Source organism: Micromonospora sp. NPDC004551 (assembly GCF_040609975.1).
Classification (GTDB): domain Bacteria; phylum Actinomycetota; class Actinomycetes; order Mycobacteriales; family Micromonosporaceae; genus Micromonospora.
In genome coordinates this window covers 39650-53521 of sequence record NZ_JBEXLM010000008.1, presented here as the reverse complement: position 1 = coordinate 53521, position 13872 = coordinate 39650, and the positions used below count along the sequence as shown (strand labels likewise).

Here is a 13872-nt window from a genome sequence, read left to right as displayed (position 1 = left end):
ACCTCCATGCTCGACCGGCCCGCGGGCGGCACCACCCCCCTCCGCGGGCCGGCCCGCCGGCTCTCGGCCTGGTTGCACCGGCACGCCGGGGTACGCCTCGCCGCCCTGCTCACCGCACCGCTGTTCTGGCTGGTGGTCGCCTACCTGGGTTCGCTGGCCGTGCTGTTCGTCTCGGCACTCTGGACGGTCAACGGGTTCACCGGGGAGGTCGTCCGCCAGCCCACGCTGGACAACTTCCGCACCATCGTCACCGACGAGGTCTACCGGACGGTCGCGCTGCGCAGCATCGGCGTGGCCGCCGGGGTGACCCTGATCGACACCCTGATCGCCCTGCCGATGGCCTTCTACATGGCGAAGGTCGCCAAGCCCCGCCACCGGCGCTGGCTGGTGGTCGCCATCCTCACCCCGCTCTGGGCCAGCTACCTGGTCAAGGCGTACGCCTGGCGAGTGCTGCTGGCCAACGGCGGGCCGGTGGACTGGCTGTTCGGCGGGCCGGGCAGCGGCCCCGGGTACGGGCTGGGCGCGACCGTACTGGTGCTGGCCTACCTCTGGCTGCCGTACATGATCCTGCCGATCTACGCGGGCCTGGAGCGGCTGCCCGACTCGCTGCTGGAGGCGTCGGCCGACCTGGGCGCCCGGGCGGGCCGGACGTTCCGCGCCGTGGTGCTGCCGGTGGTGGTCCCGTCGGTGATCGCCGGCTCGATCTTCACCTTCTCGCTGTCGCTGGGTGACTACATCACCGTGCAGATCGTGGGCGGCAAGACGCAGCTCATCGGCAACCTCGTCTACGTCAACATCGGGGCGGCGAACAACCTGCCGTTCGCCGCCGCGCTGGCCACCATCCCGGTCCTGATCATGGTCGTCTACCTGGTCGCCGTACGGCGGTCCGGGGCCCTGGAGGAGTTGTGACGCTCTCCCGGTCGGCGCGCTGGCTGCTGCGCGGCGCGATGGCGCTCGGCCTGGCCTTCATCTACCTGCCGCTCTCCATCGTGCTGATCAACTCGTTCAACGCCGACCGCACGTTCGCCTGGCCCCCGCCCCGCTGGACCACCGAGTGGTGGGTACGCGCATGGGAGAACGCGGGCGCCCGGGAGGCGCTGTGGACGTCGGTCCAGGCCGGGCTGGGTGCGACCGGCGTCGCGCTGCTGCTCGGCTCCCTGGTCGCCTTCGCCGTGCAGCGGTACCGGTTCTTCGGGCGGGAGACCGTGTCGCTGCTGGTCGTGCTGCCGATCGCGCTGCCCGGCATCGTCACCGGCATCGCCCTGGACACCGCGTTCCGCTCGGTGATGGCGCCGCTCGGCATCGGCAAGGGGCTCTTCTCGGTCATCGTCGGGCACGCGACGTTCTGCGTGGTCGTCGTCTACAACAACGTGCTGGCCCGGCTGCGCCGGTCGGGCGGCAACCTCCAGGAGGCTTCCGCCGACCTGGGCGCCGACGGCTGGCAGACCTTCCGGTACGTGACGTTCCCGGTGCTGCGCTCGGCGCTGCTGGCCGGCGCGCTGCTGGCGTTCGGCCTCTCCTTCGACGAGATCATCGTCACCACGTTCACCGCCGGTCCGGGCGTGCAGACCCTGCCGATCTGGATCTTCAGCAACCTGTTCCGGCCGAACCAGGCGCCGGTCATCAACGTGGTGGCCGCCGTGCTCATCGTCGCCTCGGTGGTGCCGATCTACCTGGCCCAACGGCTCTCCGACACGGCCAGCGGCGGCCGCCTCTGACCGCCCCCGCCGCCCACGCTCTCCGGTGCCGCCGGCTCAGCCCCACCAGGTGGCGTCGGCCACCGGAATGAAGCCGAGCGAGTCGTAGAGCGGGCGGCCGGCGCGGGCCGCGGTGAGCGTCATGGGTACGTCGCCGAACCGGGCGAGCACGCCGTGCAGCAGGGCCCGGCCCACGCCCTGCGAGCGGTGCGCGGGCAGGCTGGTCATCCAGTAGAGGCCGACGCCCTCGTCCCGGACGGTCAGGCAGGCCCCGGCCGGCGTGGCATCCGTCCCGGTGGCGCCGGCGACGTCCCGGTGCACCAGGAAGAACCGGACCTCCGGCCGGTCCAGCAGTGCGGGTGGGAACGCCTGCTCCGGGCGGTAGGGCTGGAACGGCTCCAGCGGGAAGCCGTGCACCACCACGTCCTCGGCGACGGCCAGTTGGTCGGCGTGCTCGACCGGGGTGACCGGCAACGACGGGTCGTGCACCGGCCCGGGGCGGCGGATCATCACCGGCAGGGTGCGCGGGGTCAGGCCGAGGTCGGCGAGGTCCAGGCGCGCGTACTGGTCCTCGACGACGACCGAACCGGTCCGCCCGCGGACCAGCGCGGCCAGCGTGGCCCGGTCGCCCGGGGACGGGTCCGGGTCGCGCAGGAGGATCCGCAGCCCGGCGGGCGCGTCGCCCAGCACGGCGAGGAATCCCGGCCGGCGCAGCAGCCGGTGCCCGCGGCTCTCGGCGAGCGCCGTCCACATGGCGGCGGCGTTCCCGACGGACAGCTCAAGATCGCTCGTCATGCCCTCGACGCTAGGGCCGCCGGTCGGCATCGTGCAGGTCCATTTCGCCGCCGTCGGGCTGGTCCGTTCCGGCCGGGTACGCCAGCATGGCGGGATGACCACGCTGACCGGACGACAGATCGCCGACGAGCAACTGGACGGCTGGACCTACCTGCTGGGCGGCCTGCAGACCCGGATCCGTACGCCGGACTTCGCGGCCGGGCTGTCGCTCGTGGACGCCATCGGCGCGGAGGCCGAGCGGATGGACCACCACCCGGACCTGGACCTGCGCTACACCCACGTCGACGTGCGGCTCTGGTCGCACGACGCGGGCGGGGTCACCGACCGCGACATCCGGCTGGCCCGGGCCATCACCGCGCTCGCGGCCGAGGCCGGCCTGTCGCCCGCGCAGACCGGCGTGTCCCGGCTCGAACTCGCCCTGGACAGCCCGGACTTCGCCGCCGTGGCGCCCTTCTGGCAGGCGGTGCTGGCCATGGAGCACCACGGTGACGAGGTGCGCGATCCGGCCGGCGCGCTGCCCACGGTGTGGTTCCAGGAGTCCGGCCGCGACGAGCCCCGCCAGCGCTGGCACCCCGACGTGTGGCTGGACCCGGCGGAGGTGGCGCCGCGCGTCGAGGCCGCGCTCGCCGCCGGCGGAACGCTGGTCAGCGACGCGGCAGCGCCGCGTTTCTGGGTGCTCGCCGACTCCGACGGCAACCGGGTCTGCCTCTGCACCTGGCAGGGCCGCGACTGACTCACCTCAGCGCGCGGGCGGCCACCTTCAGGTCCTTGACCAGCCCGTCGTACGCGACGTCCTGGTTGTCGGCGCGCAGCACCGCGGAGGGGTGGATGGTGGCCAGCAGCCGGGCCTCCGGGGCGTCGGCGAGCTTGCCGGCACTGTCCACCGGGACCCGGGCGAAGTCCTCGGGGTGCTGGGCGGCGCCCGGCCAGGGCATCAGCTCGCCGCGCTGCTTCGTCACCCGGAAGGTCGGGCCGAGCAGTGCCTTCGCGGCGGTGGCGCCGAGCACCACCACGATCTCCGGGTGCAGCCGGGCGAACTCGGCCACCAGCCAGGGCCGGCAGGCGGTGATGTGCACCCGGTCGGGGGTCTGGTGGATCCGCCGCTTGCCGCGCAGCTCGAAGCGGAAGTGCTTCACGGCGTTGGTGAGGTAGATGTGGCCGGGGTCGATGCCGGCGTCGTCCACGGCCTTGCGCAGCAACCGGCCGGCCGGGCCGACGAACGGCAGCCCCTTCTGGTCCTCCATGTCGCCGGGCTGCTCCCCGACGAGGACCACCCGGGCGCTCTCGTCGCCGCGGCCGAACACCGTCTGCGAGGCGTCCCGGTAGAGCTCGCAGCCCCGGCAGCCGGCCGCGGCGTCGCGCAGCTGCTCGATGGTGTCCGCCTGCGGCGGGATGAACTCCTGGGCTCCGGGGGCGTTCTCGGTCTCGGCCATGCCAGCTTTATATACCGGTTTCGGCATCGACGCCGGATGCGCCCGCGGTCCGCGTCAGTATCCGGAGCCGCCGCCACCGCCGCGCGAGGCCAGCGCGATCGCGATGATCACCAGGATGATCACGACCGCCGCCACGCCGATCCACAGACCGGTCCGGGATCCGTTCGAAGCCATGCCACACACCTCCCGGCCGCGCGTACCCGCGGGAGGCCGGGCCATGCCGCGCCTCAGGTGGTGAACCCGGCGGGCGCCGGCCGCACCGCACGGGCCACCGCGTCCGCGAGCGGGCCGAGGTCGGCCTCGTCGAGCCGGCTGACGGTGATCCGCACGCCGGGCGCGGCGGCGATCCGGTTCAGCGCGCCCGGGGCCACCGACCAGCCGGCGTCCCGCAGGGCGGTGACCGCGACCGTCTCGTCCGGCACCGGTACCCACACGTTGATGCCGGTCCGCCCGTGCGCGGCCAGCCCGCGCGCCGCGAGGGCGGCGACCAGCCCGTCGCGCCGCCGCTCGTAGCTCTCCGCCGCGCGGCCCACCAGGCCGGCCGTGGCCGGGTCGCGCCACAGCGCCAGGACCAGGCGTTGCAGGACGGTGGAGACCCAGCCGGCGCCGACCCGGGCCCGGCCGGCCACCCGGGCCACGGTGGCCTCGTCACCGGCGAGCACGGCGAGCCGCAGGTCGGGCCCGTAGGGCTTGCTCACCGACCGGACGAACGCCCACGCCGGGGTCGCCCCGGCGAGCGGGTGCAGGGGTACGCGGGCCAGCTCGGCGGCGTGGTCGTCCTCGATCAGCAGCAGGTCGGCGCGGCCGGCGAGGAGCGTACGCAGTTCGGCGGCCCGGCCGGCGGAGACCGCGGCGCCGGTGGGGTTCTGGGCCCGGCTGGTGACGATCAGCGCGCGGGCGCCGGCGGCCAGTGCGGCCCGTACCCCGGGCGCGGTGGGTCCCTCGTCGTCGACCGGCACCCCGATGGCGCGCAGCCCGAGCGCGGCGAGCAGGTCGAGCAGGTTGGCCCAGCCGGGGTCCTCGACGGCGACCGCGTCGCCGGGGCGCAGGTGGGCGGCGAGCAGGCGTTCGATGCCGTCGAGCGCGCCACCGGTCACGGTGATGTCGTCGGCCGGCACCCCGTCGGCGGCGAGCCGGTCGCGGGCGGCGGCGGCCAGCTCGGGCAGGACCGCGCTGGCCGCGTAGCCGCCGGGCGCGGCGAAGTCGGCGGCGAGCGCGGCCAGGTGCGGGCCGAGGGGCGGCAGCAGGCGGCTGTCGGGCTCGCCGGCGGAGAGGTTGCGCGTGCCGGGCAGCGGCGGCGGCATCAGCGCGGAGCGGCGGCTGGCCACCGGGGGGCGGGGCCGGACCCGGGTGCCGTGCCGGCCGGCGGTGACGACGAGGCCCCGCTGCCGTAGTTCCTGGTACGCCCTCGCGACGGTGGCCGGGCTGACGCCCAGCCCGGTGGCGAGGGCGCGGACGGCGGGCAGGGCGTCGCCCGGGGCGAGGTCGCCGGCCCGGATGCCGGTTTCCACGCTCGCCGAAATGGTGGACGAGGAGGATCCGCTGATCTGATAACGTGCTGCCACAGTTCGGAGATTGTACTAGAACAAAGGTGGGATGTCGCATGTACGCCCCGACCGAACGGACCACCGCCACCCGCATGCGGGACCGGATGGGCTACGACGAGGCTGCAGTGCACGCCGTCCTGGACGAGGCGTACCACTGCACGCTCGGGTTCACCGTGGCCGGCGAACCGCGACTGCTGCCCACGCTGCACGTCCGCGTCGGCGACACCCTCTACCTGCACGGCTCCACCGGGAGCCGGCCGCTGCTCGCCGCCCGCGACGACGCCGGCCTGCCGGTCTGTGTCGCGGTCACACTGCTCGACGGGCTGGTCTTCGCCCGGTCCCAGTTCAACCACAGCGCCAACTACCGGTCGGTGGTGGCCCACGGCACCGCCCGCCTGGTGACCGACGAGCGGGAGAAGCTGGACGTGCTCACCGCGCTGGTGGAGAAGGTGGCCCCCGGGCGCAGCACGGACAGCCGCCCGCCGAACCGGCGCGAGCTGGCCGAGACGGCCGTGCTGGCGCTGCCGCTGCGCGAGGTGTCGCTCCGCGCCCGGGCCGCCGGGGCCGGCGACGATCCCGCCGACCTGCACCTGCCGCACTGGGCGGGGGTGGTGCCGCTGCGGCTCACCGCCGGCGTGCCGGAGCCGGCCGCCGGGGTGACCGCGCCGGTGCCGGCGTACCTGCGGCCGGTTCCGTCCCCCTGGCTGGAGCCCGTGGTGCTGCGCGGCGAGCACGTCGTGCTGGAGCCGCTCGACGAGTCCCACGCCGAGGAGCTGTACGCCGCCCTCGACGACGAGGAGGTCTGGCGGTACGTCGGCAGCACGCGCCCGGGCGACGTCGAGGAGATGGCGGCCTACATCCGGTCCGCGCTCGACGCCCACCGGCGCGGGGAGCGGATGCCCTGGGTGCAGCGCTGCGCGGTGACCGGGGCGGTGGTCGGCACGACCTCCTACTACCAGCCCGACCCGGAACTGCGCGCCGTGGAGATCGGCTACACCCAGCTCGGCCGGCCCTGGTGGCGCACCGGGATCAACACCGAGGCCAAGCTGCTGCTGCTCACGCGGGCCTTCGAGGAGCTGGACGCCGTCCGGGTCACCTGGCAGACCAGCTCGCTCAACGAGCGCTCGCAGCGGGCCATCGAACGCCTCGGCGCCGTGCGGGAGGGGACGCTGCGGTCCAACCGGCGCCGCGCCGACGGCACCTGGCGGGAGTCCGCGCTCTACTCGATGCTCGCCTCCGAGTGGCCAAACGCACAGGTCACGCTGCGGGAACGGCTTCGCCCCGGGGCGCCCGTGGCGTCATGATGACCGGCGTGCTGGGGATCACCGACATCTGGACGTACGTGCTGGGCACCGTGGCGATCGTGCTGCTGCCCGGGCCGAACTCGCTCTTCGTGCTCTCCACCGCGGCGCGCCGCGGGGTGGCCTCCGGTTACCGGGCCGCCGGGGGCGTGTTCGTCGGCGACTCGGTGCTGATGATCCTCTCCGCCGCCGGGGTGGCATCGCTGCTGAAGGCGTACCCGGCGCTCTTCCTCGTGATCAAGTACGCGGGCGCCGCGTACCTCGCGTGGTTGGGGTTGACCATGCTGCGCGGGGCCTGGCGGCGCTGGCGCGACCGCAACGACCCCGCGGCGCCGCGGCTCATCGACGCGGCGGAGCCGGCGGCGGTGCGCGACCCGTTCCGGCGGGCGCTGGTGATCAGCCTGCTCAACCCCAAGGCGATCCTCTTCTTCATCTCGTTCTTCATCCAGTTCGTCGACCCCGCGTACGCGTGGCCGGCGCTGTCCTTCCTGCTGCTCGGGTTGATCGCGCAGGTGACCAGCGCGCTCTACCTGACCGCGCTGATCCTCACCGGCACCTTCCTGGCCGCCCAGTTCCACCGCCGGCGGCGGCTGGCCGCGACCGGCACCACGGCCATCGCGGTGCTCTTCCTCGGCTTCAGCCTGAAGCTCGCCACCGCCTCGGTCTGACGCCGGCTTCCCGGGCGCCGCGCGGCCGGGAAGCCGGCGTCAGGTGCCGTCGCTGCCTCCGCCGCCGCCCACGCCCGCCCCACCGGCTGTGCCGCCGAGGCCGTAGCCCGGAGCGACCGGCTCGTCGGGCGGGCGGCTGACGTGCGCGGACTCGCGGAGCCCGGCGGACCAGCCGGCCGGGGCGGCGGCATCGGCGTGCCGGTCGATGGCCTGCCGCAGCCAGCCGTCCACGGTGGCGACCCAGTCCCGCCGGTCGGCGCCCGCGTGCCAGACCCGGAACCGGCTGATGCTCTGGTGGGTCACCCCGGCCAGGGCGAGCCGGCGGTCCATCCAGAGCAGCACCTCCAGCCCCGCGGCGTTGGTCACGAAGATCACCTCCAGTTCGGTGATCGGGCCGGCGTAGAGCGGTGCCACCCAGAAGCCCAGCCGCTCGTGCAGCGGGAGCGCCTGCTCCACCCCGGGCAGCCGCCCGTACTGGAGCCCGGCCTGCCGCATGAGGAAGCCGAGCGTGTCCAGCGCGGCGAGGATGTGCTGCTGGGTGGGCAGCGGATGGACGAACACCGGCACCATGGCGCCCTGGTCCAGGTCCGGGTCGACCGACACCTCGGTACGCAACCCCGTGCGCAGGCTCATCAGCGGCACCCCGCCGAACATGGTCACCGGGGTCTCCCAGGGCAGCGGGATCGCGAAGTCGACGGCCCGCCGCCGCCCGGCGGGCACCACGAACCGGCCGGCGATCGGCACCTGGTGGTACTGCACCAGCCGGCGGGGCGACTCCGGATCGTCCGGTTCGGCCTGCGCCACCAGCCCGAGGCGGATGTGCCGGACGGGGACGTCGGTGCCACCGGCGGTCATGGTGACCCGGCCGGGCAGGCGCAGGCCGGGGCGGGTGCTCGGGTTGGGCAGCGTGGTGCTCACCGACAGCCCGGTCCACACGGACTCCGACGACACCCCGGTCAGCCGCATGCCGCGGGCTTTCCCGCTGCCCGCTCCCCCATGCGGTCCGGGTGCGCCGGTTGTCGCCCTGGCAACAACGGACGCACCCGGACCCGGCCTCAGCGCATCCGGCGGCCCCGGGGCACCGGGTCGGTCTCGTCGTCGAACTCGCCGATGACCTCCTCGAGGAGGTCCTCCAGCGCGACGAAGCCGATCGGCCGGGTCGGGCCGCCCCCGTTGCTGACCAGCGCCAGCTGGGCCTGCTGGCCCCGCATGGCCGCCACCGCCTCGGTGACCGACGCCTCGCCTGGCAGGGTGAACGCCGGGGTCATCAGCTCCTCGGCGGTCGCCGGCCGGCCGGTGGTGACCGCGCGGACCGCCTCCCGGACGTGGACGAGGCCGCACACCTCGCCACCCGTGTCGACCACCGCGAGCCGGGACCGGCCGCTGTCGCGGGAGACGTGCTCGATCCGCTCGGCGGTGTCGTCCCGGCGCACCGTGACGATCCGGTCGAACGGCTCCATCACCTGCGCCACCCGCGTGCCCTGCAGCTCCAGCATGCTGGTCAGCAGCTGGTGCTGCTCGGCGCCGAGCAGACCGTGCTCGCGGGACTGCTCCAGCAGGATGCGCAGCTCGTCCGGGCCGTGCACCTGGGCGAGCTGGTCCTGCTGGCGGACGCCGAACAGCCGCAGCACGGCGTTCGCGAGGGCGTTCAGCGCGGAGAGCACCGGGCGGGCGACCCGGGCGAAGGCCCGGAACGGCAGCGCCAGCAGCATGGCCGAGCGCTCCGCGTCGGTGATCGCCCAGGACTTCGGGGCCATCTCGCCGACCACCAGGTGCAGGAAGGTCACCAGGGCCAGGGCGAACAGCAGCCCCACCAGGTGGCTGACCGCGTCCGGCAGCCCGACCGCGTGCAGCAGCGGGCTGAGCAGGTGCTCGATCGCCGGTTCGGCCAGCGCGCCGAGGCCCAGGGTGCACAGGGTGATGCCGAGCTGGGCGCCGGCCAGCATGAGGCTCAGCTCGCGCACGCCGTCCAGCGCCGCGCGGGCCGCCCGGCCGCCGCCGGCCGCCGACTGCTCCAGCCGGTACCGCTTGGCGGCGACCAGCGCGAACTCGGCCGCCACGAAGAAGCCGTTGAGCGCCAGGAGCACCACGGAGAAGAAGAGCGCGAACCCTGGGCTCATGCCGCCTCCTCCCCGTGCGCGCCGGCCGTGGTCCGCAGCCGGACGGAGTCGGCCACGTGCCGGTCGACCGCCAGCACCTCGACCAGGGCGCGCGGCTCGACCTCCGGCTCGTCGCCGTCGACCGCGAGGGCGATCTCCAGCCGGTCGCCGACCTCGGGCACCCGGCCCAGCTCCCGCATGACCAGGCCGGAGAGGGTGTCGTACTCAGGCGCCTCGGGCAGCGCGATGCCGGTGCTGTCGGCGACCTCGTCGATCCGCCAGCGGGCCGGCACCACCCAGGAGCCGTCGTCCTGCCGGGCCGGGGCGCGCTCCGGCGGGTCGTCCTCGTCGCGGATCGGCCCGACCAGCTCCTCGGCGAGGTCCTCGAGCGTGATCACGCCGGCGAAGCCGCCGTACTCGTCGACCACGCAGGCGAGCTGGCGGTGCCCGACCCGGAGCCGGTCCAGCACCGTCGGCAGCGGCAGCGTCTCCGGCACCAGCAACGGGGGTACGGCCACCGCGCCGACCCGGGTGGTCGCGCGCTCGGCCGGCGGCACCCCGAGCACGTCGGCGATGCCGATCACACCGACCAGGTCGTCGACGCCCTCGGCGCCGCGCACCGGGAACCGGGAGTGGCCGGTGTCGAGCAGCTCGACGACCCGGCTGACCGGCTCGTCGGCCCGTACGGTGTGCACGTCGACCCGGGGGACCATGGCCTCCCCGGCGGTCAGCTCCCGGAAGTCGAGGCCCCGGTCGAGCAGGTCGGACATCTCGGCGTCGAGGTGCCCCTCCTCCCGGGACTCGGCGATGATCTGTTCCAGGTCCTCCGGGGTGGCGCCACTGGGCAGCTCCTCGATCGGCTCGATGCCGATCCGGCGGAGCAACCGCACGGCGGCCCGGTCGAAGAGGGTGATCAGCGGTCCGGCGATCCGCAGGTACATGAGGGTGGACCGGGCGAGGGCCCGGGCCAGGGGCTCGGCGCGGGCGATGGCCAGGTTCTTCGGTGCCAGCTCGCCGAGGACCATCTGCACGATGGTGGCGATGATCAGGGCGAGCGCCACCGACAGCGGCAGCGCCACCGCGTCCGAGACGCCGGCCACGCCGAGCAGGTCGGCCAGCCCGGCGCCCAGGTAGGGCTCGGCGGCGTAACCGACCAGCAGGGCGGTCACGGTGATGCCGAGCTGGGCGCCGGAGAGCATGAAGGAGAGCCGGCCGGTCACTTCCAGGGCACGGGCCGCGGCGCGGTCGCCACCGTCGGCGAGCTGCTTGAGCTTGCCCCGGTCCACGGCGACGTAACCGAACTCCTGGGCCACGAAGTAACCGGTGGCGGCGGTGAGCACGATGATGAGGGCGAGTCCGACGAGGATCAGCACGGGAGGTTCAGGGCTCCCGGGGCCGTCGGGTCCAGAGGTTGCCGGGCACGACCCGGCTGGCTACTGCTGCCCTCCTGGGCAGAGGAGTCGATCATGTGGCCATTTTATCGACGGCGGCTGGACGTTCGCTGAGGGTGCCGGAAGCCTCCCCGCTGTCCGGTTCACCGGCCGGCCAGCTCGTCGGTGTCGAGCAGCTTCCGGTCGATCCGCCCCGACCGGTAGGCGGCCCGCCCGATCATCTGCGCGGCGACCGGCGCCGTGGCCAGCTGGAAGACCGCCACCAGCGCGAGCATGCCCAGGTCCGACGGCGTACGCAGCCTCAGCGCGAGGCCGACGAGGAGCAGCAGCACGCCGAGCACCTGCGGCTTGGTGGCGGCGTGCATCCGGCCCAGCACGTCCGGGAAGCGCAGCACGCCGATCCCGGCAACCAGGCTGAGCAGGGCACCCGCCAGCAGGCACGCCCCACCGAGCCAGTCCGCGACGGTGCTCACACTTCCTCCCGGACCGCGAAGCGGACCAGCGACACCGAGCCGACGAAGCCGAGCAGGGAGAGCACCACCAGCACCGGCAGCGTGGTGGCGTGCCCGTTGACCCCCGCCTCCGCGCCCACCGCGCCCAGCATGGTGGAGAGCAGCAGGTCGGCGGCGACGACGCGGTCGAGCAGGGACGGGCCGCGGTAGATCCGGGCCAGGGCGAGCAGCGCGGTGACCGAGAGCAGCGTGGTCAGCGCGAGGGCGAGCAGCGCGGTCACGGTTGGTTCCTCCGATCGACGGGTTCGAGGCTGAGCCGGCGTACCTCCGCGGAGGAGCCGACGGCGCGGACGATGCGCCGCTCGACGGCGAGGACCCGCTCCCGGCCGGCGGTCAGGTCCTCCGGGCGGCGGACGTCGAGCACGTGCACGTAGAGCACCCCGCGGTCGCGGTCGACGTCCAGGATCAGGGTCCCCGGCACCAGGGAGATCACCTCGGCGGTGAGCGCGAGGTTGAGGTCGGTGCGGACCCGCAGCGGCACCGCGATGATCGCGCCGCGCGGGACGCAGCCGGGCCGCAGCGCCACGGCGGCGACGTGCAGGCTGGCGGTGACCAGTTCGCCGGCGAAGGTGACCGCCAGGACCAGCAGGGCGCCGGGGCGCAGCCGCCCGCCGAAGGTGACCGGCGGGAGCGGGAAGAAGAGCAGCACGGCCGCGCCGACCACCAGGCCGGCGAGCAGGTTGCCCCAGGTCAGGTCGCCCCAGAGCAGCACCCAGACGGCGACCAGCCACCCGAGGGCGATGGCCTGGTCGCGCCGCCGCCCACCCCGGCCCACGGCGGGGGCGGGGGCGTCGGGCGTGAGGTGGGCCGGCGGCGGGCCGCCCGCCGGTTCCGCGTCACCGGCCGCCCGGCCCGGGGGCAGGTCGTCGGTCACGGCAGGACCGCCCGGACGTAGGGGGTGCGCTGGCGCAGGTCGGTCGCCGCGTCCGCGGTGACCCGGAACAGCGGTCCGGCGGCCACGGTGAGCACCAGGCCGAGCAGCACCAGGGCGGCGGTGGCACCGACCATGAGCCCGGGCAGCCGGACGGGCGGGCCGGAGGTGGCCAGGCGGGGCGCGCGCCAGAACGCGATGTTCCATACCCGCGAGGCGGCGTAGAGGGTGAGCAGGCTGGTCAGCGTGCCCGCACCGACGAGCACGGCGGACAGCGTCCCGCCGGCCGCCACGCCGGCTTGGAGCAGGCCGAGCTTGCCGAGGAACCCGGAGAACGGCGGGATGCCGGCCAGGTTCATCGCCGGGACGAAGAAGAGCACGGCGAGCAGCGGGGCGATCCGGGCCAGCCCGCCGAGCCGGCGCAGGTCGGTGCTGCCGGCGCGCACCTCGACCAGGCCGGCCACCAGGAAGAGGGTGGTCTGGATGGTGATGTGGTGCACCACGTAGAAGATCGCCCCGGCCAGGCCCGCGACGCTGCTCAACGCCACCCCGAAGATCATGTAGCCGATGTGGCTGACCAGGGTGAAGGAGAAGAGCCGCTTCATGTCGGACTGGGCCGCCGCGCCGAGGATGCCGACCAGCATGGTCAGTCCGGCCACCACCATGAGCAGGCCGGAGACCTCCCCGCCAGGAAAGAGCAGCGTCTCGGTGCGGATGATCGCGTACACGCCGACCTTGGTGAGCAGGCCCGCGAACACCGCGGTCACCGGGGCGGGCGCGGTCGGGTAGCTGTCCGGCAGCCAGGCGGAGACCGGGAAGACCGCCGCCTTGATGCCGAAGGCCAGCAGCAGGGTGAGCTGCAACGACAGGCGTACGCCGGACGGCAGGCCGTCCAGCCGGACGGCGAGCTGCGCCATGTTGACGGTGCCCGTGGCCGCGTACACCAGGCCCAGCGCGGCCAGGAAGATCATCGACGACAGGATGCTGACCACCACGTACGTCGAACCGGTGCGGATCCGGACCTCCGTCCCGCCGAGGGTGATCAGCACGAAGCTCGCGGCCAGCAGGATCTCGAAGCCGACGAACAGGTTGAACAGGTCCCCGGCCAGGAAGGCGTTGGTCACGCCGGCGGTGAGCACCAGGTAGGTGGGGTGGTAGATGCTCACCGGCGCGCTCTCGCCGGACTCGCCCCGCCCCTGGCCGATCGAGTAGAGCAGCACGCAGAGGGTGACCGCCGAGGAGACCACCAGCATCAGCGCGGCCAGCTGGTCGGCGACCAGCACGATGCCGACCGGCGGCGGCCAGCCGGCCACCCGGACCACGACGGGCCCGTGCCGGTACGCCTGGACCAGCAGCACCACCGCCACCAGCAGGGTGGTGGTCAGCCCGATCACGCTGACCGACCGCTGCAACCCGGGCCGGTTGGTCAGGAGCAGGGTGAGCGCCGCGCCGAGCAGCGGCACCACCACCGGCAGCGGCACCAGCGCCGGGGTCATGCGCTGGCCTTCGTTCGCGACTGCGGGGCTCGCAACCCCGGCTCACTCCTCGCGCTCACTGC

General features: G+C 74.3%; 15 protein-coding genes. 5 read left to right on the top strand and 10 right to left on the bottom strand.

Annotated elements, in window-relative coordinates; genetic code table 11:
• Positions 1 to 6: 6 nt before the first annotated feature.
• Both ABZW14_RS12285 and ABZW14_RS12280 read left to right on the top strand, forming a co-directional pair.
• A complete protein-coding gene (locus tag ABZW14_RS12285; RefSeq protein WP_355344066.1) occupies positions 7 to 909 on the top strand; it encodes an ABC transporter permease in 903 nt (300 codons plus the stop codon).
• Positions 906 to 1718: an ABC transporter permease gene (locus ABZW14_RS12280; protein ID WP_355344063.1), complete on the top strand. Its 813-nt coding sequence runs from the start codon at positions 906 to 908 to the stop codon at positions 1716 to 1718. Before ABZW14_RS12285 ends, ABZW14_RS12280 begins: the two co-directional genes overlap by 4 nt.
• Before the next feature lie 36 nt (positions 1719 to 1754).
• Here the strand turns inward: ABZW14_RS12280 and ABZW14_RS12275 are convergent, their stop codons facing one another.
• Positions 1755 to 2492 carry a GNAT family N-acetyltransferase gene (locus ABZW14_RS12275; RefSeq protein ID WP_355344060.1) on the bottom strand — a complete coding sequence of 246 codons (738 nt, stop codon included), beginning with the start codon at positions 2490 to 2492 and terminating at the stop codon, positions 1755 to 1757.
• Positions 2493 to 2586: 94 nt separating this feature from the next.
• Here ABZW14_RS12275 and ABZW14_RS12270 point away from each other — a divergent pair, with 94 nt between their 5' ends.
• Positions 2587 to 3225 (top strand): 4a-hydroxytetrahydrobiopterin dehydratase, encoded by a 639-nt coding sequence (locus tag ABZW14_RS12270; protein WP_355344508.1) that lies wholly within the window; start codon positions 2587 to 2589, stop codon positions 3223 to 3225.
• 1 nt (position 3226) lies between these two features.
• Here ABZW14_RS12270 and ABZW14_RS12265 read toward each other — a convergent pair whose 3' ends face one another.
• Together ABZW14_RS12265 and ABZW14_RS12260 are read right to left on the bottom strand one after the other, a co-directional pair.
• Positions 3227 to 3925, bottom strand: coding sequence for a UdgX family uracil-DNA binding protein (locus tag ABZW14_RS12265; protein WP_355344057.1), 699 nt, complete (start codon positions 3923 to 3925; stop codon positions 3227 to 3229).
• Positions 3926 to 4152: 227 nt separating this feature from the next.
• Entirely contained in the window at positions 4153 to 5490 is a 1338-nt protein-coding gene (locus ABZW14_RS12260) for an aminotransferase class I/II-fold pyridoxal phosphate-dependent enzyme (protein ID WP_355344054.1), read from the bottom strand.
• A gap of 38 nt (positions 5491 to 5528) precedes the next feature.
• Between ABZW14_RS12260 and ABZW14_RS12255 the strand changes: the two genes are divergently transcribed.
• Entirely contained in the window at positions 5529 to 6776 is a 1248-nt protein-coding gene (locus tag ABZW14_RS12255) for a bifunctional pyridoxamine 5'-phosphate oxidase family protein/GNAT family N-acetyltransferase (RefSeq protein WP_355344051.1), read from the top strand.
• On the top strand, positions 6773 to 7441 hold the full coding sequence (leuE, locus tag ABZW14_RS12250; RefSeq protein WP_355344048.1) for a leucine efflux protein LeuE: 669 nt from the start codon (positions 6773 to 6775) through the stop codon (positions 7439 to 7441). Before ABZW14_RS12255 ends, leuE begins: the two co-directional genes overlap by 4 nt.
• Positions 7442 to 7480: 39 nt before the next feature.
• On the opposite strand, the gene ABZW14_RS12245 is transcribed toward leuE, so the two are convergent.
• The 7 genes from ABZW14_RS12245 to ABZW14_RS12215 all read right to left on the bottom strand — a co-directional run bounded on the left by ABZW14_RS12245 (position 7481) and on the right by ABZW14_RS12215 (position 13810).
• Positions 7481 to 8407, bottom strand: a complete 927-nt coding sequence (locus ABZW14_RS12245) for a sporulation protein (RefSeq protein WP_355344045.1) — start codon at positions 8405 to 8407, stop codon at positions 7481 to 7483.
• An 89-nt stretch (positions 8408 to 8496) separates the two neighbouring features.
• Positions 8497 to 9561: a hemolysin family protein gene (locus ABZW14_RS12240; protein WP_355344043.1), complete on the bottom strand. Its 1065-nt coding sequence runs from the start codon at positions 9559 to 9561 to the stop codon at positions 8497 to 8499.
• Complete coding sequence (locus ABZW14_RS12235; RefSeq protein WP_355344040.1) at positions 9558 to 10913, bottom strand: hemolysin family protein; 1356 nt, start codon at positions 10911 to 10913, stop codon at positions 9558 to 9560. Before ABZW14_RS12235 ends, ABZW14_RS12240 begins: the two co-directional genes overlap by 4 nt.
• Before the next feature lie 161 nt (positions 10914 to 11074).
• Positions 11075 to 11404 carry a monovalent cation/H(+) antiporter subunit G gene (gene mnhG, locus ABZW14_RS12230; protein ID WP_355344037.1) on the bottom strand — a complete coding sequence of 110 codons (330 nt, stop codon included), beginning with the start codon at positions 11402 to 11404 and terminating at the stop codon, positions 11075 to 11077.
• Complete coding sequence (locus ABZW14_RS12225) at positions 11401 to 11664, bottom strand: monovalent cation/H+ antiporter complex subunit F (protein ID WP_355344034.1); 264 nt, start codon at positions 11662 to 11664, stop codon at positions 11401 to 11403. The genes mnhG and ABZW14_RS12225 overlap by 4 nt, the downstream gene beginning before the upstream one ends.
• On the bottom strand, positions 11661 to 12317 hold the full coding sequence (locus tag ABZW14_RS12220) for a Na+/H+ antiporter subunit E (protein WP_355344031.1): 657 nt from the start codon (positions 12315 to 12317) through the stop codon (positions 11661 to 11663). Before ABZW14_RS12220 ends, ABZW14_RS12225 begins: the two co-directional genes overlap by 4 nt.
• Positions 12314 to 13810 (bottom strand): Na+/H+ antiporter subunit D, encoded by a 1497-nt coding sequence (locus ABZW14_RS12215; RefSeq protein WP_355344028.1) that lies wholly within the window; start codon positions 13808 to 13810, stop codon positions 12314 to 12316. Before ABZW14_RS12215 ends, ABZW14_RS12220 begins: the two co-directional genes overlap by 4 nt.
• Positions 13811 to 13872: the final 62 nt, after the last annotated feature.